Origin of the sequence: Devosia sp., from assembly GCF_036676215.1 — a bacterium.
Taxonomy (GTDB): Bacteria; Pseudomonadota; Alphaproteobacteria; order Rhizobiales; family Devosiaceae; genus Devosia.
In genome coordinates this window covers 1-19,325 of record NZ_JAKFDJ010000001.1, presented here as the reverse complement: position 1 = coordinate 19,325, position 19,325 = coordinate 1, and the positions used below count along the sequence as shown (strand labels likewise).

At 64.4% G+C, this 19,325-nt stretch carries 21 protein-coding genes; 15 read left to right on the top strand and 6 right to left on the bottom strand.

Annotated elements, in window-relative coordinates; translation table 11 throughout:
* The first annotated feature begins 43 nt into the window (after positions 1-43).
* Positions 44-184, top strand: a complete 141-nt coding sequence (locus tag V6M52_RS00105) for a hypothetical protein (RefSeq protein ID WP_332692558.1) — start codon at positions 44-46, stop codon at positions 182-184.
* A gap of 7 nt (positions 185-191) precedes the next feature.
* Here the strand turns inward: V6M52_RS00105 and V6M52_RS00100 are convergent, their stop codons facing one another.
* Entirely contained in the window at positions 192-392 is a 201-nt protein-coding gene (locus V6M52_RS00100) for a DUF1674 domain-containing protein (RefSeq protein WP_332692561.1), read from the bottom strand.
* A gap of 94 nt (positions 393-486) precedes the next feature.
* On the opposite strand from V6M52_RS00100, the gene htpX reads away from it, so the two are divergent.
* The 8 genes from htpX (at position 487) to V6M52_RS00060 (ending at position 10,206) form a co-directional block, all read left to right on the top strand.
* On the top strand, positions 487-1,470 hold the full coding sequence (gene htpX / locus V6M52_RS00095; RefSeq protein ID WP_332698133.1) for a zinc metalloprotease HtpX: 984 nt from the start codon (positions 487-489) through the stop codon (positions 1,468-1,470).
* Positions 1,471-1,479: 9 nt separating this feature from the next.
* A complete protein-coding gene (locus V6M52_RS00090) occupies positions 1,480-2,781 on the top strand; it encodes an RsmB/NOP family class I SAM-dependent RNA methyltransferase (RefSeq protein ID WP_332698130.1) in 1,302 nt (433 codons plus the stop codon).
* Between the two features lie 111 nt (positions 2,782-2,892).
* Complete coding sequence (locus tag V6M52_RS00085; RefSeq protein WP_332698127.1) at positions 2,893-4,491, top strand: heparinase II/III family protein; 1,599 nt, start codon at positions 2,893-2,895, stop codon at positions 4,489-4,491.
* Between the two features lie 226 nt (positions 4,492-4,717).
* Positions 4,718-6,304 (top strand): bifunctional phosphoribosylaminoimidazolecarboxamide formyltransferase/IMP cyclohydrolase, encoded by a 1,587-nt coding sequence (purH, locus tag V6M52_RS00080; protein WP_332698124.1) that lies wholly within the window; start codon positions 4,718-4,720, stop codon positions 6,302-6,304.
* 118 nt (positions 6,305-6,422) lie between these two features.
* The gene (locus tag V6M52_RS00075; RefSeq protein WP_332687178.1) at positions 6,423-7,781 is read left to right on the top strand and encodes a lipopolysaccharide biosynthesis protein; all 1,359 of its coding nucleotides are present in this window, start codon (positions 6,423-6,425) and stop codon (positions 7,779-7,781) included.
* Between the two features lie 121 nt (positions 7,782-7,902).
* Positions 7,903-9,309 carry a 3-isopropylmalate dehydratase large subunit gene (leuC, locus tag V6M52_RS00070; protein WP_332698121.1) on the top strand — a complete coding sequence of 469 codons (1,407 nt, stop codon included), beginning with the start codon at positions 7,903-7,905 and terminating at the stop codon, positions 9,307-9,309.
* Complete coding sequence (locus tag V6M52_RS00065; protein ID WP_332687174.1) at positions 9,300-9,725, top strand: metallopeptidase family protein; 426 nt, start codon at positions 9,300-9,302, stop codon at positions 9,723-9,725. Before leuC ends, V6M52_RS00065 begins: the two co-directional genes overlap by 10 nt.
* 172 nt (positions 9,726-9,897) lie before the next feature.
* Positions 9,898-10,206 (top strand): hypothetical protein, encoded by a 309-nt coding sequence (locus tag V6M52_RS00060; protein ID WP_332687172.1) that lies wholly within the window; start codon positions 9,898-9,900, stop codon positions 10,204-10,206.
* Between the two features lie 37 nt (positions 10,207-10,243).
* Here the strand turns inward: V6M52_RS00060 and V6M52_RS00055 are convergent, their stop codons facing one another.
* A complete protein-coding gene (locus tag V6M52_RS00055; RefSeq protein WP_332687170.1) occupies positions 10,244-10,438 on the bottom strand; it encodes a hypothetical protein in 195 nt (64 codons plus the stop codon).
* Between the two features lie 125 nt (positions 10,439-10,563).
* Here V6M52_RS00055 and V6M52_RS00050 point away from each other — a divergent pair, with 125 nt between their 5' ends.
* Positions 10,564-11,865 carry a GGDEF domain-containing protein gene (locus V6M52_RS00050; RefSeq protein ID WP_332698117.1) on the top strand — a complete coding sequence of 434 codons (1,302 nt, stop codon included), beginning with the start codon at positions 10,564-10,566 and terminating at the stop codon, positions 11,863-11,865.
* A gap of 9 nt (positions 11,866-11,874) precedes the next feature.
* Here V6M52_RS00050 and V6M52_RS00045 read toward each other — a convergent pair whose 3' ends face one another.
* Positions 11,875-12,174, bottom strand: a complete 300-nt coding sequence (locus V6M52_RS00045) for a hypothetical protein (RefSeq protein ID WP_332687166.1) — start codon at positions 12,172-12,174, stop codon at positions 11,875-11,877.
* Positions 12,175-12,292: 118 nt separating this feature from the next.
* On the opposite strand from V6M52_RS00045, the gene rimM reads away from it, so the two are divergent.
* The 4 genes from rimM to V6M52_RS00025 all read left to right on the top strand — a co-directional run bounded on the left by rimM (position 12,293) and on the right by V6M52_RS00025 (position 15,305).
* Positions 12,293-12,829 (top strand): ribosome maturation factor RimM, encoded by a 537-nt coding sequence (gene rimM, locus V6M52_RS00040; protein ID WP_332687164.1) that lies wholly within the window; start codon positions 12,293-12,295, stop codon positions 12,827-12,829.
* Positions 12,826-13,512: a tRNA (guanosine(37)-N1)-methyltransferase TrmD gene (trmD, locus tag V6M52_RS00035; RefSeq protein ID WP_332698114.1), complete on the top strand. Its 687-nt coding sequence runs from the start codon at positions 12,826-12,828 to the stop codon at positions 13,510-13,512. Before rimM ends, trmD begins: the two co-directional genes overlap by 4 nt.
* Before the next feature lie 189 nt (positions 13,513-13,701).
* Positions 13,702-14,253 (top strand): 50S ribosomal protein L19, encoded by a 552-nt coding sequence (gene rplS / locus V6M52_RS00030; RefSeq protein ID WP_332687160.1) that lies wholly within the window; start codon positions 13,702-13,704, stop codon positions 14,251-14,253.
* A 239-nt stretch (positions 14,254-14,492) separates the two neighbouring features.
* Positions 14,493-15,305, top strand: coding sequence for an exodeoxyribonuclease III (locus V6M52_RS00025; RefSeq protein ID WP_442881790.1), 813 nt, complete (start codon positions 14,493-14,495; stop codon positions 15,303-15,305).
* 41 nt (positions 15,306-15,346) lie between these two features.
* On the opposite strand, the gene V6M52_RS00020 is transcribed toward V6M52_RS00025, so the two are convergent.
* The 3 genes from V6M52_RS00020 to V6M52_RS00010 form a co-directional block, all read right to left on the bottom strand.
* On the bottom strand, positions 15,347-15,811 hold the full coding sequence (locus tag V6M52_RS00020) for a cyclic nucleotide-binding domain-containing protein (protein ID WP_332687158.1): 465 nt from the start codon (positions 15,809-15,811) through the stop codon (positions 15,347-15,349).
* Between the two features lie 114 nt (positions 15,812-15,925).
* Entirely contained in the window at positions 15,926-16,609 is a 684-nt protein-coding gene (locus V6M52_RS00015) for a response regulator transcription factor (protein WP_332687156.1), read from the bottom strand.
* 159 nt (positions 16,610-16,768) lie between these two features.
* The gene (locus tag V6M52_RS00010) at positions 16,769-17,446 is read right to left on the bottom strand and encodes a YggS family pyridoxal phosphate-dependent enzyme (RefSeq protein ID WP_332698108.1); all 678 of its coding nucleotides are present in this window, start codon (positions 17,444-17,446) and stop codon (positions 16,769-16,771) included.
* A gap of 131 nt (positions 17,447-17,577) precedes the next feature.
* Here V6M52_RS00010 and leuS point away from each other — a divergent pair.
* Positions 17,578-19,325: leucine--tRNA ligase (gene leuS, locus V6M52_RS00005; protein ID WP_332698105.1), on the top strand; the 1,748-nt coding region annotated here is incomplete at its 3' end.

Sequence of the window (19,325 nt, the reverse complement as noted above, 5' to 3'; positions counted from 1 at the left end):
GCTTTGCCATTTTTCTGCCATGCCCCCCGCCGAGAGCACTCCGATGTTGCACAGAGTTCTGCGTTTTGCCCGTGATGCCGGCCTCGGGCCCATCGAATATGTACTGATTGCCGCCATCCTGACGGTAGCGACCACGGTCGCCGTCTCGGCCGCCGGCTACAGCCTCGCCGATATCGTCGGCTGATTGCGCCTCAGAAATCGCTGGTCAGACCCTTGATTTCCCAATCGCCATAGCGGCTGGGCTCCAGCCCGCCGCGGCCGCCGGTTTCCTTGGGCGCAAAGGCGCCCTTGGCGTCGATCGCGCGGCGGCGCGCTTCGGCCTCCGCCAGCGCGCGCCTTGCGGCTTCGGTCAGGGGGCGTGGAGTGTCTTCGGGTTTGTCCTGGTCGCTCATGGTCTGGTCCGCATTACGATTTGGTCATGCCGCTTGCATGGAACCCTTGGGCACACAACATAATTGCCCAGGAACGCGAACCCAAGGGCTCATAATGTTCAATATGTTTCGGACCGGTGTCCTCATCGCCGCGCTCACGGCCCTGTTCATGGTGGTGGGCTATTTCATCGGCGGCACCTCCGGCATGATGATCGCCTTCGCCTTTGCGCTGGTGACCAATCTGTTCGGCTACTGGAATTCCGACAAGCTGGTGCTGCGCATGCAGAATGCCGTGCCGGTGGAACGCAGCCGCGTGCCCGAGCTCTATGACATGGTCGATATCCTGTCGCGCAAGGCCGGCATTCCGACGCCCAGGGTCTATGTCATCCAGACCGACCAGCCCAATGCCTTCGCCACCGGCCGCAATCCGCAGAACGCCGCGGTGGCGGTTTCGAGCGGCCTGCTGAAACACCTCGAAACGCGCGAAGTGGCGGCCGTCATCGCCCATGAGCTGGCCCATATCCGCAGCCGCGACACGCTGACCATGACCATCACCGCCACCTTTGCCGGCGCCATTTCGGCTTTGGCGCAGTTCGGCCTGTTCTTTGGTGGCGGCAATAATCGCGACAATCCGCTGGGCGGTTTTGGCGCGCTGCTGATGGTGTTCCTCGCGCCGGTCGCGGCCATGGTGGTGCAGATGGCGGTGAGCCGGACGCGCGAATACGAGGCCGACAAGGACGGCGCCGCGATCTCCGGCGATCCGATGGCGCTGGCTTCGGCGCTGCAGAAAATTGCCGGTCTCGCCGGCCGCCAGGTCAATGTCGCGGCCGAGCGCAACCCGGCCATGGCCCACATGTATATCATCAACCCCCTTTCCGGGCAGCGGATGGACAACCTCTTTTCCACCCACCCTGACACCGGCAACCGCATTGAGGCTTTGCGCAAGCTTGCAGCTTTAATGCAGGTGGACGATAAGGGCCGCAGGCCTCAGCCTCACCCGCAGCCGGTTTCGACCGGTCGCGACATCGGTGGCGGCTGGCGCGTGCCGACCGTCGGACGGACCGACGAGGACGGCGGACAACGCGGTCCCTGGGGATAAAGAACAAGCGTGGCGCATAACAAACCTGATCCGGCGGGGCTCAAGCTCCGCCTCGTCGCTGCCCAGCGGCTGAAAGCAGTACTGGCCGGCGACAATTTCGTGCCGCTCAGCGCCACGGACCTCGCCGACGGGCGCGATCGTGGCCTCGCCAACCGGCTGATCACCACGGCCCTGCGTCGCCAGGGCCAGCTCAATTTCATCATCCACGCGCTGCTCGAAAAGGGCATGCCCGGCAAGTCCGGCACGTTCGAGGCCGTGCTGCGCCTGTCGCTGGCGCAGCTGGTCTTCCTGCCCGATTTGGGCGCCCATAGCGCGCTGTTCCTGGCCGTCGAAGCCACCAAGCGCGACCCCAAGGCGCGTCACCTCTCCGGGCTGATGAATGCCGTATTGCGCAGCGCCCAGGCCAATTCGGCCAAGTTCGGCATGCTGAGCGATGACCTGCTGATCCCCGATACCTTTGGCGATACCTGGCTGGAGGCCTATGGCGAGGAAGCCATCGATGGCTTTTCTACCGCTCTGCTGGCCGGGGCTCCGCTCGACCTGACGCTCAAGACCGACGATGCCGAACTGATCGACGCTTTGGGCGCCGAGCCGGTGATGGCCGACACCGTGCGCATCGACCAGCGCGACCGCACCGTCGAAGCCTTGCCCGGCTATGCCGAGGGCCACTGGTGGGTGCAGGACGCCGCCTCCGCCATTCCGGCACGCCTGCTGGGCGCCAAGCCGGGCGGCCGCGTGCTCGACCTCTGCGCCGCCCCGGGTGGCAAGACCGCGCAACTGGTCAAGGCCGGCTATCGGGTAACGGCGCTCGACAGCGACGCCACCCGCATGGAGCGGCTCAAGGACAATCTCAAGCGCCTCGACTATACGGCCGAAACCGTGGTCGCCGACGCCGGCAATTATGCGCCCGTTTCCCCCTATGACGGCGTGCTGCTCGATGCCCCCTGCTCGGCCACCGGCACCTTCCGGCGGCATCCCGAGGTGATCTGGCATCGCTCGGTCGGCGACGTCGCCGGCCGCGTCCGCCTGCAGCGCGCGCTGATCACCAACGCCTTCCGCTGTCTTGAAGCGGGCGGCGTGCTCGTCTATTGCGTCTGTTCGCTCGAACCGGCCGAGGGCGAAGGCCAGGTCGAATGGGCGCTGGAAACGCTGCCAGGCCTCGAGCTCTGGCCGGTGACCCCGTCCGAGCTGCCAGGGCTTGAAAGCGCCGTGACCGGGCGCGGTCTGGTGCGCACCCATCCGGGCATGGCGCCGGGCGGTCGCGACGGCGGCATGGACGGGTTCTTCGTGGCCCGCCTCCGGCGTCGTTGAAAGAACAAGAATAAGCGCCATAACCAAAGGCGCCGAACAAGGACTTGACCGGGTGACGCGCAGAAACAAGGCAGTGCTGGCCGAGGCCGCGCGGCAGGAGCATATGCGCTGATGGCGCTGCGCCCGCCCCATGCGTTGCGTCGCCTGACGCTCGGCCTGGCCGATGCGGTGGTGACACTGCCCATTCTGCGCTGGACCTGGCGTGGGCTGGCCGACGACGCCTTTGGCGGCGAACTGCCCGAATTGCGCCCGGCCGACCGCGAGGCGGTGCGCGACATGATGGCCGGCCGCTATCTCCTCGCCAGCAAGCTCATCGAAACCAACGGCGTTTCCCCCTTCAGCCTCGATGTCGACCATGCCGACTGGTGGGCGAACCTGCATGGCTTTTCCTGGCTGCGCCATTTCCGCGACGTGCGCGACAGCGGCGAGCGCCATTTCGCCCGCATGCTGGTGCTCGACTGGATCAGCCACGAAGCCCAATTCCAGCATGATACCTGGGCCCCCGCCCTCACCGCGCAACGGATCATCAACTGGCTGCGGCACCTGCCGCTGCTGCTCGATGGCGCCACACCGGGCGAGGCTCGCTCCATCCAGCGCGTGCTCGGCGCCCAGATCCAGAGCCTCAAGGTCCGCGCGCCGCTGGCCAGCGACCCCGTCGATGCCCTGTTTGCCGCTATTGCCCTGCTCGGCGCCGAATTCTGCGAACAGGACGACAAGACCGATGTGCCGGCGCGCGTCGAGCGGCTCAACACGCTTTTGGCCGACCAGCTCGACAGTGACGGCCTGCACCTCTCGCGCAATCCCCGCCTGCAACTGCAACTGCTGGTGGAACTGGTCAGCGTGCGCCACATCGCCGCCGCGGTGAAATCTGAGGCCGGCAACGAGCTGGTCGCCCAGATCGACCGCATGCATGAAAGCCTCGACGCCCTGACCCTGTCGAGCGGCGAGCCGGTCTATTTCAACGGCGGCGGACACCTGCCGCATGACGTGCTGATCGCCATCCAGGCCAATGGGCCGACGCGCAAGCGCCGCTCCATGCTGCTGGGCGGCTATGGCATTTTGCGCGATGGCGAGGCCGTGGTCATCGCCGATTCCGGCCTCATGCCGGAGCCGGGCCTCGCCGGGGACCTGCATGCCAGCGCGCTCGCCTTCGAATTTTCGCACGGCACCGAGCTGATCCTGGGCTCTTGCGGCCCGGCCCCTGCCGACCTGCCCGACAGCAAGCCGCTGTTCCGCCAGGGTGTCGCCCATTCTGCCCCCACCATCGATGCCGAAGACGTGCCGGCCCAGCGCCAGCCGGTGCTGCTGCTCGACGCTGCTGACCAGCTGCTGACGCTGTCGGCCACCGGCTACGGCAAGCGCTTCGGCGTCGAGTTGGAACGCCGGCTGACCCTGCTGTCGGGGGGTACGACCCTGGTGGGACAGGACCGGATGATCGCCAAGGGCACGCCATCGGGCCTGCTCGCCATCCGCTTTCACCTGGCGCCCGGCACCATGGTGCGCCGCAACCGCGGCGAAGGCATCGTGCGGCTGGTGCTGCCCAACGGGGCCGTGTGGAGCTTTCTCTGGGAGGGCGCCAGCTTCCGCGAGGAGGAGAGCGTGCGACAATCGGCCTATGTCGGCTTCCACAAGACCAGGCAACTGGTGCTGGAGGCCGATGTCGCCGGTGACGCCGAAGTCGCCTGGATTTTTACGCTGGAGCAGTCGTAGCTCTCGATCTGCCTCTTCACCTCTCCTTTTGGGGGAGAGGTCGACCCGTCTTCGGGTCGGGTGAGGGGGCCTTCCCCTAACGCCGAACCAAGAAAAGGCCCCCTCATCCGGCGCTGCGCGCCGACCTCTCCCCCAAAGGGAGAGGTAAGAGCTCAGTCCGCAGTTGGCCTTTCTCTCGCTTCGTGCTAGCGAGCGCGCATATCACAGCAACAGGCGAAAAATCCTCATGGGCAAGACGGTCAAAGTCGGGCGGGCGCTGCTTTCGGTATTTGACAAGTCCGGCATGGCCGAATTCGCCAGGGGCCTCAGCGCCGCCGGGGTCGAGCTGGTCTCGACCGGCGGCACGCACAAGCTGATCCGCGACGCGGGCCTGCCAGTGCGCGAGATTTCGGACCTGACGGGCTTTCCCGAAATGATGGACGGCAGGGTCAAGACGCTGCACCCAAAGGTGCATGGCGGCTTGCTTGCCGTACGAGACAAGGCCGACCATGCCGCCTCCATGGCCGAGCACGAGATCGGCGCCATCGACCTGGTTGCGGTCAATCTCTACCCCTTCGAAAAGACCGTCGCCTCGGGCGCCGGCTATGACGACATCATCGAGAATATCGATATCGGCGGCCCAGCCATGGTGCGCTCGGCGGCCAAGAACCATGCCTATGTGACCGTGGTCGTCGATCCGGCCGACTATCCCGAGATCCTCGCCTCCATCGCCGGGACCGGCGGCGTGCCCTTCGCGCTGCGCCAGAAGCTGGCAGCCAAGGCCTATGCCCGCACCGCTGCTTATGACAGCGCCATTTCGAGCTGGTTCGCCAAGGCGATCGACTATCCCGAAATTCCCTATCGCAGCTTTGCCGGCACGCTGCGCGAAGTGATGCGCTATGGCGAGAACCCGCATCAATGGGCGGGCTTTTATGCCAATGGCGAAAGCCGCCCCGGCGTCGCCACCGCCACCCAGCTGCAGGGCAAGACGCTGAGCTACAACAATATCAACGACACCGACGCCGCTTTCGAACTGGTCTCCGAATTCGACCCCGCCGAAGTCGCCGCCGTCGCCATCATCAAGCACGCCAATCCCTGCGGCGTGGCCGTGGCCGGCGACCTGCTGACCGCTTATCGCGATGCCCTGCGCACCGATCCGGTCTCGGCCTTTGGCGGCATCGTCGCCACCAATCGCGAGATCGATGCGGTGACCGCGACCGAGATCGTCAAGGTCTTCACCGAAGTGATCGTGGCTCCCTCCGCGACCCAGGAAGCCCAGGACATCATCGCCGCCAAGAAGAACCTGCGCCTGCTGCTGACCGGCGGCATTGCCGATCCCAAGGCCGACGGGCTGATGGTCAAGTCCGTGGCGGGGGGCCTGCTGGTGCAGTCCAGGGACAATCGCAATGTCGACGATTGCGAGCTCAAGGTGGTGACCAAACGCCAGCCGACCGCCGCCGAAATGGCCGACCTGCGGCTGGCCGCCAAGGTGGCCAAGCATGTCAAATCCAACGCCATCGTCTATGTGAAGGCCGGCGCCACCGTCGGCATCGGCGCCGGCCAGATGTCCCGGGTCGATTCGGCGCTGACGGCCCACCGCAAATCGATCGACGCCGCCAAGGCGGCCGGGATCGAGGGCGCGCTGACGGCGGGCTCGGTGGCCGCATCGGACGCCTTCTTCCCCTTTGCCGACGGTCTCGAAGCACTGGTGGCTGCAGGCGCGACGGCGGTGATCCAGCCCGGTGGCTCAATGCGCGACGATGAAGTCATCGCCGCCGCCGACGCCGCAGGCATCGCTATGGTGATGACCGGCATGCGCCATTTCCGGCACTAGTGAGGTCGCAACCTTACGAAAACTTAATAAGCGCCAGACCCGAAGGTAAGACCTTCTTGAGAAGGTCATGGCAAATTGCCAGGGGTTGCGGTTGGTGTCGCGGCCTTGAGGCGGCTCCATGCGACTTTCCATTCCCTCCGACCTGTCAGCCATGCTCCGCACTGGATTCTGGCGCGCGGTCAGCTCACTCGGCATCAAGGTCGCGACGGCAGGCCTGACCTATCTGACCTTTGTGGTGCTGTCCCGCAGCATGTCGCAGGATGAGTATGGCCGTTTCGCCTTTGGCCTTGCTCTGGCGACGGTCCTCGCCGTCGCCGCCGCCATGGGGCAACCCACCGCAATTGTGCGGTTCTGGTCCGAGGACCAGGCGGCGGGTCGTCCGCAACAGGCCATCCAATCCATACGATCGGGAACGACGCTGATCGGTCTGGCGGCACTGGGCATCACCGCGGTCCTGTCAGTGGTCGTCTTCGTCGTGACCGGCACCGTTAGCCTGACCGATACGACGACCCACTTCTATGGCGCCGCTTTTCTCGTGCTGCCCATGGCGCTGGCCGAATTCAACTCCGCCGCATTGCGGGCCCAGGGCTCGCTGTGGACCGCGCTGCTGCCGCGCGACATTCTCTGGCGCCTGGCCATGCCCGCCACCACCATCGCGCTCTTTGGCGTCGGCGTCGTGCTGAGTGGCGCCGATGCGCTTGCCCTCTATTCCGGACTGCTGTTCGGCACCCTGGCGCTGCAATACTGGCTGGCGCACCGGCGCGGCTATGAATTGCGGGCAGGCTGGAACGGCACCGCCCATTACTGGCGGGAACGCGGCGGAATCAGCCGCTGGTTGCTGCTGGGCGCGCTGATCGAATCCGCGGCCCTCAACGCCGATGTGGTGTTGGTGGGCCTGATGGCGGGCCTTGAAAGCTCGGCGCTCTATTTCAACGCCCTGCGCACGGCTGGACTGATGACGCTGATCAGCTACGCCATCGTGCTGGTCATGGCCCCGGTCATCACCCGGCACTATTATGCCGGCGACCGCTTCAAGACCCAGCTGGTCACGGCGGCCGGAGCCTGGGGCGGTTTCGCCTTTGCCGTGTGCACATTCGGGCTCTTCGTGCTGTTCGGGGAACCGATCCTGTCGCTGTTCGGTCCGGTCTATGGCGACGCCCACCTGATCCTGGTGCTGCTGGCAGCTGGCCTGCTGATCGATGCGGCGACCGGCCCGACCCTGACCTTGATGACGACCACGGGCCAAGAGCGGGTCTTCGTCTATGCGCTGGGCGCCATCACCATCACCAGTCTGCTGGTGCAGGCGCTGATCCTGCCGATCTACGGCCTGGTTGGCGTGGCCGCCGTCAACATGATCGCCCGCCTGGTGTCTCAGGTCTTCATGGCCCTCTGGTGCATCGCCAAGGTCGGCGTCGACCCGACGATCTTCGGCGTTTTGCGTCTGCGCGGCATGGACCGGCAGCCCCAGCCACGCTAGCTGCCGAACTCGCCAGCGGCGACCACTGCATGATCAACCGTACCCGTGAGTACGCTTGCGCTTGACCCTATGCCCTTCCGGGCTTAGAACCACTCCAAACTTTCCCTGCCGGAATACCGCTATGACCAAGGCCCGCACGCTCTACGACAAGATCTGGGACGACCATCTGGTCCAGAACAATGAGGACGGCACGTCGCTCCTCTATATCGACCGGCATCTGGTGCACGAAGTCACGAGCCCGCAGGCCTTCGAGGGGCTGCGTCTCAACAAGCGTAAGGTGCGCCATCCCGAGCGCACGCTGGCCGTGGTCGACCACAATGTGCCCACCACCGACCGCTCGCTGCCCAATCCCGACCCGGAAAGCGCCATCCAGATCGAGACCCTGGCCGAGAATACCAGGGATTTCGGCATCGAATATTTCGACCCCTTCGACAGGCGCCAGGGGATCGTGCACATTGTCGGCCCCGAGCAGGGCTTTACCCTGCCCGGCATGACCATTGTCTGCGGCGATAGCCACACCTCGACGCATGGCGCTTTCGGCGCCCTGGCGCATGGTATCGGCACCTCGGAAGTGGAACACGTTCTCGCGACCCAGACGCTGATCCAGCAGAAGGCCAAGAACATGCTGGTGCGCGTGGACGGCCAGCTGCCGCCGCATGTCACCGCCAAGGATATCATCCTGGCCATCATCGGCGAGATCGGCACCGCCGGCGGCAATGGCCATGTCATCGAATTTGCCGGCGAAGCCATCCGGGCGCTGTCGATGGAAGGCCGCATGACGGTCTGCAACATGACCATCGAAGGCGGCGCCCGCGCCGGCCTGATCGCCCCCGACGAGACCACCTTCAACTATGTGAAGGGCCGCAACCGCGCGCCGACCGGCAAGGCCTGGGATATGGCGCTGGACTATTGGAAGACGCTCTATACCGACGAGGGCGCGGTCTATGACAAGGTGGTCATTCTCGACGCCGCCAAGCTGCCGCCCATCGTCTCCTGGGGAAGTTCGCCCGAGGACGTGATCTCGGTGACCGGCGCGGTGCCGAACCCCGACGATATCGCCGACGAGAACAAGCGTGCCTCCAAGTGGCGGGCGCTCGACTATATGGGCCTGAGGCCCGGCACGCCGATCACCGAGATCGGCATCGATCGCGTCTTCATCGGCTCCTGCACCAATGGCCGCATCGAGGATCTGCGCGCCGCCGCTGCCGTCATCGGCGGCCGGCAGGTGGCATCCACGGTCAGTGCCATGGTCGTGCCGGGCTCCGGGCTGGTCAAGGACCAGGCCGAGGCCGAGGGGCTGGACAAGATCTTCAAGGATGCCGGCTTCGAATGGCGCGAGCCCGGTTGCTCGATGTGCCTGGCCATGAACCCGGACAAGCTCAAGCCGCAGGAACGCTGCGCCTCGACCTCCAACCGCAATTTCGAGGGTCGCCAGGGCTTCAAGGGCCGCACGCACCTCGTCTCGCCCGCCATGGCGGCGGCGGCGGCCATTGCCGGCCACTTCGTCGACATCCGCGGGTGGCAGTAAGCCAGGCCGACTGGGGGGCGCGCTTCGCGCCCACCCTGGACGATATCGAGGCTCTCGCCACCGCGGCGCTGACCACCCTGCCCGAGCCATTCCGCTCGCTGGCGGCCGACGTCACCTGCTCGGTGGCCGAATTTGCCGAGGACGATGTACTCGAAGGCTTCGGCATGGAGAGCCCGTTCGAGCTGATGGGCCTGTTCTCCGGCATCGGGCTGACCGAGGACGGCGCCGTGCCCCAGACCGGGCAATTGCCCAATACAGTCTTCCTTTATCGCCGCGCCATTCTCGATTACTGGGCCGAGAACGACGACAATACTTTGGGCGAGATTGTCACCCATGTGCTGATCCACGAGCTGGGCCACCATTTCGGCTTCTCGGACGAGGACATGGAAGCCCTCGAGGCGGCGGCGGAACAATAGCCGCTCTCAGCTGGACCTAAAATGGTTGCGTGACCCGGCCGGGCATTTGGCCGTTAAGGTAAATTTCGGGTAAATCTTTGGTTTCTCGGTGTTGGGGCTATGAGTACGCACCTGTGTTCAAGTGTCTCACACACCGAGCCTTGGGACAGCTATTTCAATGGTGGAGAAAGAAATGACCGTACGGTCCAAGACTACCCTGAAGATTGTCCAGCCGGAAGTCGAAGAAATGGAAGCCGTGTTGCAGGACGCGGCCAAGCAATCGGCCCCGATGGTGCAGCGCCTGGCCTCGCACCGCGACAAGATCGACCTTGCGGTCAAGGAGCTCGAGAGCGAGCGCTTCGACCTGATCTCGCGCCGCGATCTGCTGCGCCGCCAGGCTGAAGCGGTGGAAGCGGGCCTCAACATGCATATCGAGGACATCGAAGCCACCATGCGTCTCTACGAGGGCGGTCTCAACTCGCTCTCCGCCCCGACCGAATAAGGTGCGCGCATCGTTGGAGGCAGCATAAAGGGCAGTTCTATTCGCGTTCGACGAATTCGAACTCTGCCTCGCTGCCTCCAGCCGGATCATCGGACACTCTGAGGGCCAACCCGCCCTCATCGAGCGCCGCAAACCACTCTTCCCAACTCACCAGATGAAAGCCGCCGATCCGGTCCGGCCCGTCGGGCGTATCCATCAGAATGGGATTGCCGCTACGGGCCTCGGAAGCCATCAAGGCCGCAGCGGAGAGTGCCCGCTAACCATTGCTGATCGCAAAGGGCGTAGCCACATGCGGGGTCAAAGGTTGCGTTAACGCGCCTTGGCCTATTCTCCCGTTCCGGCAAGGAGAGGGGCGCAGTGTTCCAGGTTGACGTGTTTTCATTTGCAACCGCGGTCATGGCGCTGCTGCTGGCGGGCGGACTGCTGATCGCTTACGCGATCAATCGCAGCCTGACGGCCTTTGGCTGGTGGGCCGGCGCTTTCGTCCTGCTGGCGCTGTGGCTGGCCACCTCGACAATGCGCCTCCCCATGCCGGCCGTCTGGATAAAATGGCTGAGCTGGAGCAGTTTTTATGCCGCCGCCTGCCTTGTCGCCTACGGGCTGCACAAGGAGGGCGACACCCGCGCCAGCCCGGTCAGCCGCATGGTGACATCAGGCATCCTGCTCGTGGTCATCGCCACTGGCCTGACAATATTGAATGCGCCGCCGCCATACTGGCTGCTGCTCGGGCCTGTTCCCGTCCTGGTGTTCATGACCTGGTCCACCGTGCTGGTGTTTCGCGCCGGCGCCTGGGGCTATGGCCTGACCCTTATCGCCGGCATCGGCGCCGTCGCCATACGGTCGCTCTTCCATCCTGGTGGCCTCGCACGGGTCCTCAACCCGCCGCCGCCCCCTGCTTTGCGCGGCGGATACGAGGCGGGCAGCACTCCTGGCGAGGCGATCGCGCTCCAGCCGCGCCCGCCGATAAACGGCCTCATCGACTTCGCGCCGCCGCCGGGCCTCCGCCCGCCGGTGGAACACCCCTTGATCATCACGCTATTCACCGTGGTTGCCCTGCTGGCGCTGGCCGTTGCCCTGGTGCTGCGCCACGTGCTGGCCGAGCTCAACCGGATGCGCCAGCGCTCCACCACCGACGCCATGACCGGCTTGCTCAACCGGGCGGCGTTCGAAGAAGCCGCCGCAGCCCGGTTGCGCGAAACCAGGACACGCCCGGCCTGCGTGATCCTGCTCGACATCGACCATTTCAAGCGGATCAACGACACATCGGGACATGCAGCGGGCGACAGGGTCATCTCCCGGCTTGGGCTGCTCCTGCGGCAAGCTTCATTGCCGCATGCCATTGCCGGCCGTATCGGCGGGGAAGAATTTGCGGTCATCCTTAGCGCTAGCGATCTGGCCGCGGCGCGGCTTTATGCCGAGGCCGTCCGTGCCGGCCTGTCGGCGGCCGATTTTGATGCGGGCATCAGCTGGAAGGTGACTGTGAGCGCCGGCATCGCCATGCATCAGCCCGGTGAGAGCCTGCTTGGCCTCATGGACCGGGCGGACCGGGCGCTCTACGCTGCCAAGGCCACCGGCCGCGACCGGGTTGTGGTCGCGGGCGATCTCGCCGAGGCCGGCCACTGGCACGCTCGACAGACCAATCGGACCGCCACCGCCTAGGTCGCGCGATTAGTCCCGCGGTACAAACTCGAACTCGGCCTCGTTGCCACCGGCCGGATCGTCAGACACGCGCAAGGCCAACTTGCCCTCATCGAGTGCCGCAAACCATTCCTCCCAGCTCACCAGGTGAAAGCCGCCGATCCGGTCCGGCCCTTCATTGCCCTCGGTATTGATGGCATGCTGGCCGAAAGTCAGCTGCAACAGCGTCCTTATGCCGGTGCCGTCGGGCGTATCCATCAGAATGGGATTGCCGCCACGGGCCTCGGCCCATTGGCGGATATCGTCGCGGTCGGTAAGGGTCCTGGCCATAAACAGCTCCTATGCAGTGGCTTGCTCAGACAATAGCAGCAATCGGGGGTTGGTTCCCTTGCAATTCCCAAGCCGGCCAACGCCTGCTAAGACCCCCTGCAGAACTGCCGGAGCGAGCATGAACAACAAGACCAACCGCATCTTTGTCGGCCAGATCGGGGCGGCCCACGGCATCAAGGGCGCGGTGCGTATCGCCACCCATACCCAGGACCCGCTGGCCATCGGCAGCTACGGACCGCTCGATACCGACCGGCCGGGCCTCGTCGTGACCTTGAGCAAGCTGCGCCTGCACAAGAATGTGGTCGTTGCTCACATCAATGGCATTTCTGACCGGACTGCGGCCGAGAACCTCAACGGCGTGGGCCTTTTCATCGATCGGGACAAGCTGCCCGAGACCGAGGACGAGGACGATTTCTACCATGCCGACCTGCTCGGGCTCGAAGCCCGGCTCGACACCGGCGTGGTGCTCGGCACGGTTTCGGCCCTGCCCAATTTCGGCGCCGGCGACCTGATCGAAGTGCGCGATGCCCAGAGCGGCGATACCTATCTCTATCCCTTCACCAAGGCCGTGGTCCCCACGGTCAATCTGACGGAGGGGTATCTCACCATCGTCGTCCCGCTCGATGCGGAAGAGGGTGAGGAAGAGCCCGATTGAGCTTTTCCGCGTCGATCATAACCCTGTTTCCCGACCTGTTTCCGGGCCCGCTCGGCGCCTCGGTGCTGGGGCGCGGGCTGGCTGACGGGCTGTGGTCGCTCGAGGCGCGGCAATTGCGCGACTTCGCCACCGACCGGCACCACACTGTCGATGACACCCCCTCGGGCGGCGGCGCCGGCATGGTGCTCAAGCCCGACATCCTGGCCCGGGCCATCGATACGGTCTCCCCGCCAGGCGACACGCGGCCGCGCATCCTGATGTCGCCGCGCGGCACCCCGCTGACGCAGGCCCGAGCCCGCGAACTGGCGCTGGGACCGGGCGCCGTCATCGTCTGCGGTCGTTTCGAGGGTGTCGACCAGCGCGTGATTGATGGCCGCGGCCTCGAGGAAATCTCCATCGGCGACTATGTGCTTGCCGGCGGGGAGGTTGCCGCCATGGTGCTGCTGGAGGCCGTGGTGCGGCTCATTCCGGGCGTGCTGGGCGGCGCCGACAGCCATGCCGATGAGAGCTTCGAGAACGGCCTGCTCGAATATCCGCAATATACGCGGCCACAGAGCTTCGAAGGCGTCGACATTCCGGCCGTGCTGACCTCGGGCGATCACGGCAAGATTGCCAGATGGCGGCGCGAGCAGAGCCTGGCGCTGACCAAGACGCGCCGCCCCGACCTGCCGGCGGCCAAATAGCCACAAAACCGTCACAGGTGCTGGACTCAGGGCGGTTTTTCGCCTATGGAGCCGCCACTACCGCGCGTTTGGGCTAATCGGACCCGAACCGCACTAACAAGAAGACTGAAAAACCTCCGTTACAACCAAGACCGGGCGCCGCGCCTCAAAACGCGATGAAGCGCTCCTTTGAAAAGATCAGGACGGATCATGAATATCATCCAGCAGCTCAATGCTGAGCATGTCGAAGAACTGGCCGCCAAGCGCGTGCTTCCCGACTTCACCCATGGCGATACCGTCAAGGTGTGGGTCAAGATCCGCGAAGGCGAAAAAGAACGCCTGCAGGCCTATGAAGGCATCGTGATCGCCCTCAATGGCGGCGGCATCACCGCCAGCTTCACCGTGCGCAAGATTTCCTATGGCGAAGGCGTGGAACGCGTATTCCCGCTCTATTCCCCGAACGTGGCTTCGGTCGAAGTTCTGAAGCGCGGCAAGGTCCGTCGCGCCAAGCTCTACTACCTGCGCGATCGTCGCGGTAAATCGGCGCGTATTTTCGAATCGACCAATTCGCGCACCAAGAAGATCGAAGCCGGCGAGCGCACGGCCGCCCAGGCTGCTCGTGAAGCTCGCGAAGCCGAAAAGATCGCTGCCGCCGAGGCCTTTGCCGCTGAGCAGGCCGCCAAGGACGCGGAAGCCGCAGCCGCTGCTGCTGCCGCCGAACAGGCCGCTGCCGCTGCAAGCGAAGAGCCCAAGGCCGAGTAAGCCCTGGCGCATTGTTGAATTGAAGAACCCGGTCGCAAGGCCGGGTTTTTTGTTGGTCGAAACGGGCGGGTAACGCCGGACTTCCGCTGCATGTGGCGCACCAGGCTTGCAGTCGACACCCTCCGCTCCACTCGGATGGGAGGTTCGCGGCGCCCGCCCTCGCACTTTGCGACAAAACCGGCTTGTCCTCTCCCGGCCTCTTGGCGATAAGGATGTCCCTTGCCAGCCAAAGGCCGAACATGCCCGTCTCGATCGTCACCTGGAACATCAATTCAATCCGCCTGCGCCTGCCCATGGTGCTGGACTTCATCGCCCAGCACACGCCGGACGTGATCATGTTCCAGGAGATCAAGTGCACGGACGACCAGTTTCCGCGCAATGCCTTCACAGAGGCAGGCTATCCCCATCATGCCGTGCATGGGCAGAAGGGCTATCACGGGGTCGCTATTGTCTCGAAGTTTCCGCTGACTGACATATCGAGCCGGATGTTCTGCGAGATTCCCGAATCGCGCCATGTCTCGGCGCTGACCGATTTCGGCCACGGGCCGGTAACGCTGCATGATTTCTATATTCCCGCCGGCGGCGACGAGCCGGACCCCGAGATCAACCCCAAGTTCAAGCACAAGCTGGGCTTTCTCAGCGAACTGACCAGCTGGTTCAATGAACCCGTCTTCCAGCGCGGCCACCTGATCGCCGGCGACTTCAACATCGCTCCCCATGAGAACGACGTGTGGAGCCACAAGCAGTTGCTCAAGATCGTCAGCCACACCCCGGTCGAGACCGAGGCGCTCGACGCCATCCTCAATGGCGGGCATGGCTGGATCGATCTGGTGCGCAAGCATGTGCCGCATGACCAGAAGCTCTATTCCTGGTGGAGCTATCGCAGCGCCGATTGGGAAAATGCCAACAAGGGCCGGCGCCTCGACCATATCTGGTCGACCGCCGATATTGCCGAGCACTGCATCGGCACCGAGATCATCAAGTCCTATCGCGGCTACGCCCCGCAGCCGAGCGACCATGTGCCTGTCATTGCGCGGTTTGCCGGGGTTTAGCCTTTTTTGCCTCTCCCCCGAAGGGAGAGGTAAGGAAGAGTCTATTTGTCGCCCGCCTTCATACGGCGTCCGACTGGCTCGAGCGCACCCAGATAATTGCCCAGATCCCGCTCCACCCGGGCTACGGCGCGCTGCGCCAGGTCGGGCGACTGCTGCACCAGCTTGAGAAACGCGGTGCGCGGCACGAAGAGCGCCTGGCACTCGGTGACCGCGGTGATGGTGACGGGGCGCGGCTTGGAGAGGATCAGCGCCATGGAGGAGACGACGCTGCCGGGCTCGGAAATGGCGTAGGGCTTGCCCGCGCCGGGACCTTCGGGCTTGGCCTTGAGTGTCCCCAAAACGAGCACGAAGGCGCCCTGCGGCACCTCGCCGGCCTTGTAGAGCACCGCATCGGGATCGAAACGGCGCAGGTCGCCGGCAAAGGCCAGCATACGCCGCTGCTCATCGTCGCAGATATCGAAGAATTCGGCCTGAGCCAGTGCCTCGGCCGCATCGTCCCTGATCATATGCCCCAATCCGGATGCGCCTTGGCCCCGCCAGAGCGGAGCCGCATCATCCTATAGGGTATTTCGCCGGATCGTGTACCGGATTTTGCGGGAAGGCCGCGCCATCCACGGCTTTCAGGGCACCAGGCGGTAGCCGCCCTCTTCCGTCACCAGCAGCCGTGCATTGGACGGGTCACGCTCGATCTTCTGGCGCAGGCGGTAGATGTGGGTTTCCAGCGTGTGTGTGGTGACGCGATTATTGTAGCCCCACACTTCCTTGAGCAGCACATCCCGGGTGATGGTCTTGGGGCCCTGCCGGTAGAGATACTTGAGAATGGAGGTTTCCTTGTCGGTCAACCGCACCTTGTTGCCGTCATTGGCCTCCAGAATCTTGGCCGATGGCTGGAAGCTGTAGGGGCCGATGGTGAAGATCACATCCTCGCTCTGATCATGCTGGCGCAGCGCGGCATTGATGCGCGCCAGCAGCACCGGAAAGCGGAACGGCTTGGTGAGATAGTCATTGGCGCCCGAATCGAGCCCGCGAATCTGGTCGGCATCGCTGTCGTGGCCCGTCAGCATGAGGATCGGGCTCTTGTAGCCCTCAGAGCGCAACACCTTGACCGCCTCGCGGCCGTCCATGTCGGGCAGGCCGATATCGAGGATCATCAGGTCGATATTGTTTTCACGGGTAACCTTGAGCGCATCATTGGCGGTGCCGGCCTGCAGGACCTCGAATTCGGGATGGGCTTCGAGCTGTTCGACCAGGGTCTCGCGCAGATCCACATCATCGTCCACCAGCAGGATGTGTCGCTTGTTCATTGTTTTCTCCGGTCTTTTCGCCAGCCCGTCTTGGGTCACAAGATTGCGACCAGTTTTTGACCAGCCAATCACAACGGCGTTACAGTCAACAGCAACGAAAAATGGGCCCGGAAGTTGCAGTCTTTCGCGCCATACTGTGCGAAATACTGACCCGCTCCACTAACCCAGCGGCGGACGGTGGCCAAAAAGCGCCGAGCCGACCCGGACATGGGTCGCACCCATGGCGATCCCCACTTCGAAATCCCCGCTCATGCCCATGGACAGGCTGGCGACGCCGGCGGCCCGACCGAGCTCCGCGAGCTGGGCAAAATAGGGCCCGGGCGGCACGCCGTCGGGCGGAATGCACATCAGGCCGACGATATCGAGGCCATGGACGGTCCGGCAGCGCTCGACAAAGGCCACTGCCTCGGCAGGCGCGATGCCGGCCTTCTGGTCTTCGAGGCCGATATTGACCTGCACGAAACAGGGCAGCTTGCGGCCAGCACGCGCCATTTCTGCTGCCAGCATGCTGGCGAGTTTCTCGCGATCGACGGTCTCGATGACATCGAACAGCGCCACCGCCTCGCGCGCCTTGTTGGTCTGCAGCGGTCCGATCAGATGCAGCTCGATATCGGGATAGGCTTCACGCAAGGCCGGCCACTTGTCCTTGGCCTCCTGCACGCGATTTTCCCCGAAGACGCGCTGCCCGGCATCCAGGAACGGCACGATGGAATCGGCCGGAAAGGTCTTGGAGACAGCGACGAGCTCGACCCGTTCGGGTGGCGGGCCGAAGCGCTCCTGCGCCTTGGCGATGCGCTGCTTTATGGCGTCGAGCCGGTCGGCGGCGGCGGAGTCCATGCTTTCGCCCTGTTGCTGTTGACCTTGGGGGGGATTTCTGGTGATGGTCCGGTAGCCAAAATCCCCAAGAAACGCAAGCTGCGCCGGACATTTGCGCCGCTGAGCGACACATTACCCAAGGACGACACCAAGTGAGCGGCGAACGCTACAATCCGCGCGAGATGGAACCGAAATGGCAGCAGGTCTGGGACGAGAACCAGAGCTTTGTCAGCTCCAATGACGACAAGCGCGAGCCCTACTACGTCCTTGAGATGTTCCCCTATCCATCGGGCCGCATCCATATGGGCCATGTGCGCAACTATTCCATGGGCGACGTGGTGGCACGCTACCAGCGGGCCAGGGGCAAGAATGTGCTCCATCCCATGGGGTGGGACGCCTTCGGGCTTCCCGCAGAGAACGCGGCGATCGAGCGCAAGACCCATCCGGGCACCTGGACGCGCCAGAACATCGCCGCCATGAAGGCGCAGCTCAAGTCGATGGGCCTTGCCATCGACTGGACCCGGGAAATCGCCACCTGCGAGCCGGAATATTACAAGCACCAGCAATCGATGTTCATCGACATGATGGGAGCGGGGCTGGTGACGCGCAAGCAGTCCAAGGTCAACTGGGACCCGGTCGACATGACCGTCTTGGCCAATGAGCAGGTCATCGACGGCCGCGGCTGGCGCTCGGGCGCCGTGGTGGAACAGCGCGAGCTGACCCAGTGGTTCTTCAAGATCTCCGACTTTGCCGAGGACTTGCTGACGGGCCTCGACGGATTGACCGACTGGCCCGAGAAGGTGCGCACCATGCAGCGCAACTGGATCGGCAAATCCGAGGGCCTGCGCCTGCTGTTCGAACTGGTGCCGGGCAATAAGACGGCTGCCACCAGCGTCGACGTCTTCACCACGCGGCCGGACACCATCTTTGGCGCTTCGTTCATTGCGCTGTCGCCCGATCATCCCCTGACCGCCGAGCTGGCTGTCGGCAATGCCGAACTGGCTGAATTCATTGCCGAATTCCGCCGCCAGGGCACGGCGACCGAAGCGCTGGAAAAGGCTGAAAAGAAAGGTGTTTTCACCGGGTTGCACGTGAAGCATCCGGTGGTCGAGGGCGCCACCCTGCCCGTCTATGTCGCCAATTTCGTGCTGATGGACTATGGCACCGGCGCCATTTTCGGCTGCCCGGCGCATGACCAGCGCGACCTCGACTTCGCCCGCAAATATGACCTGAAGGTTTTGCCGGTGGTGCGGCCCGCTGATGCGGATGCCAGCTTCACCGTGGCTGACGAGGCCTTTACCGATGACGGCGTCATCGTCAATTCCGGCTTTCTCGACGGGCTGACCATCGAGGCAGCCAAGAAAGCCGCGGCGGCCCATTTCGCTGACCGCAGCGTCGATGGCCAGCCGCAAGGCAAGGTCGAGGTCAATTATCGCCTGCGCGACTGGGGCGTGTCGCGCCAGCGCTATTGGGGCTGCCCCATTCCGGTGATCCATTGCGAGGTCTGCGGCACGCTGCCCGTGCCCAAGAAGGACCTGCCGGTGGTGCTGCCCGAGGATGTGAGCTTCGACAAGCCCGGCAATGCGCTGGACCATCACCCGAGCTGGAAGCATGTCGACTGCCCGCAATGCGGCGCCCCGGCCCGCCGGGAAACCGACACCATGGACACGTTTGTCGATTCCTCCTGGTATTATGCGCGCTTCACCGCGCCCCAGGCGGAGACCCCGACCGTGCCGGACATCGCCAATCGCTGGCTGCCGGTCGACCAGTATATCGGCGGCGTCGAGCACGCGATCCTGCACCTGCTCTATTCGCGCTACTTCACCCGCGCCATGAAGGCGACGGGCCATGTCGGCCTGGACGAGCCGTTCAAGGGCCTGTTCACCCAGGGCATGGTGAC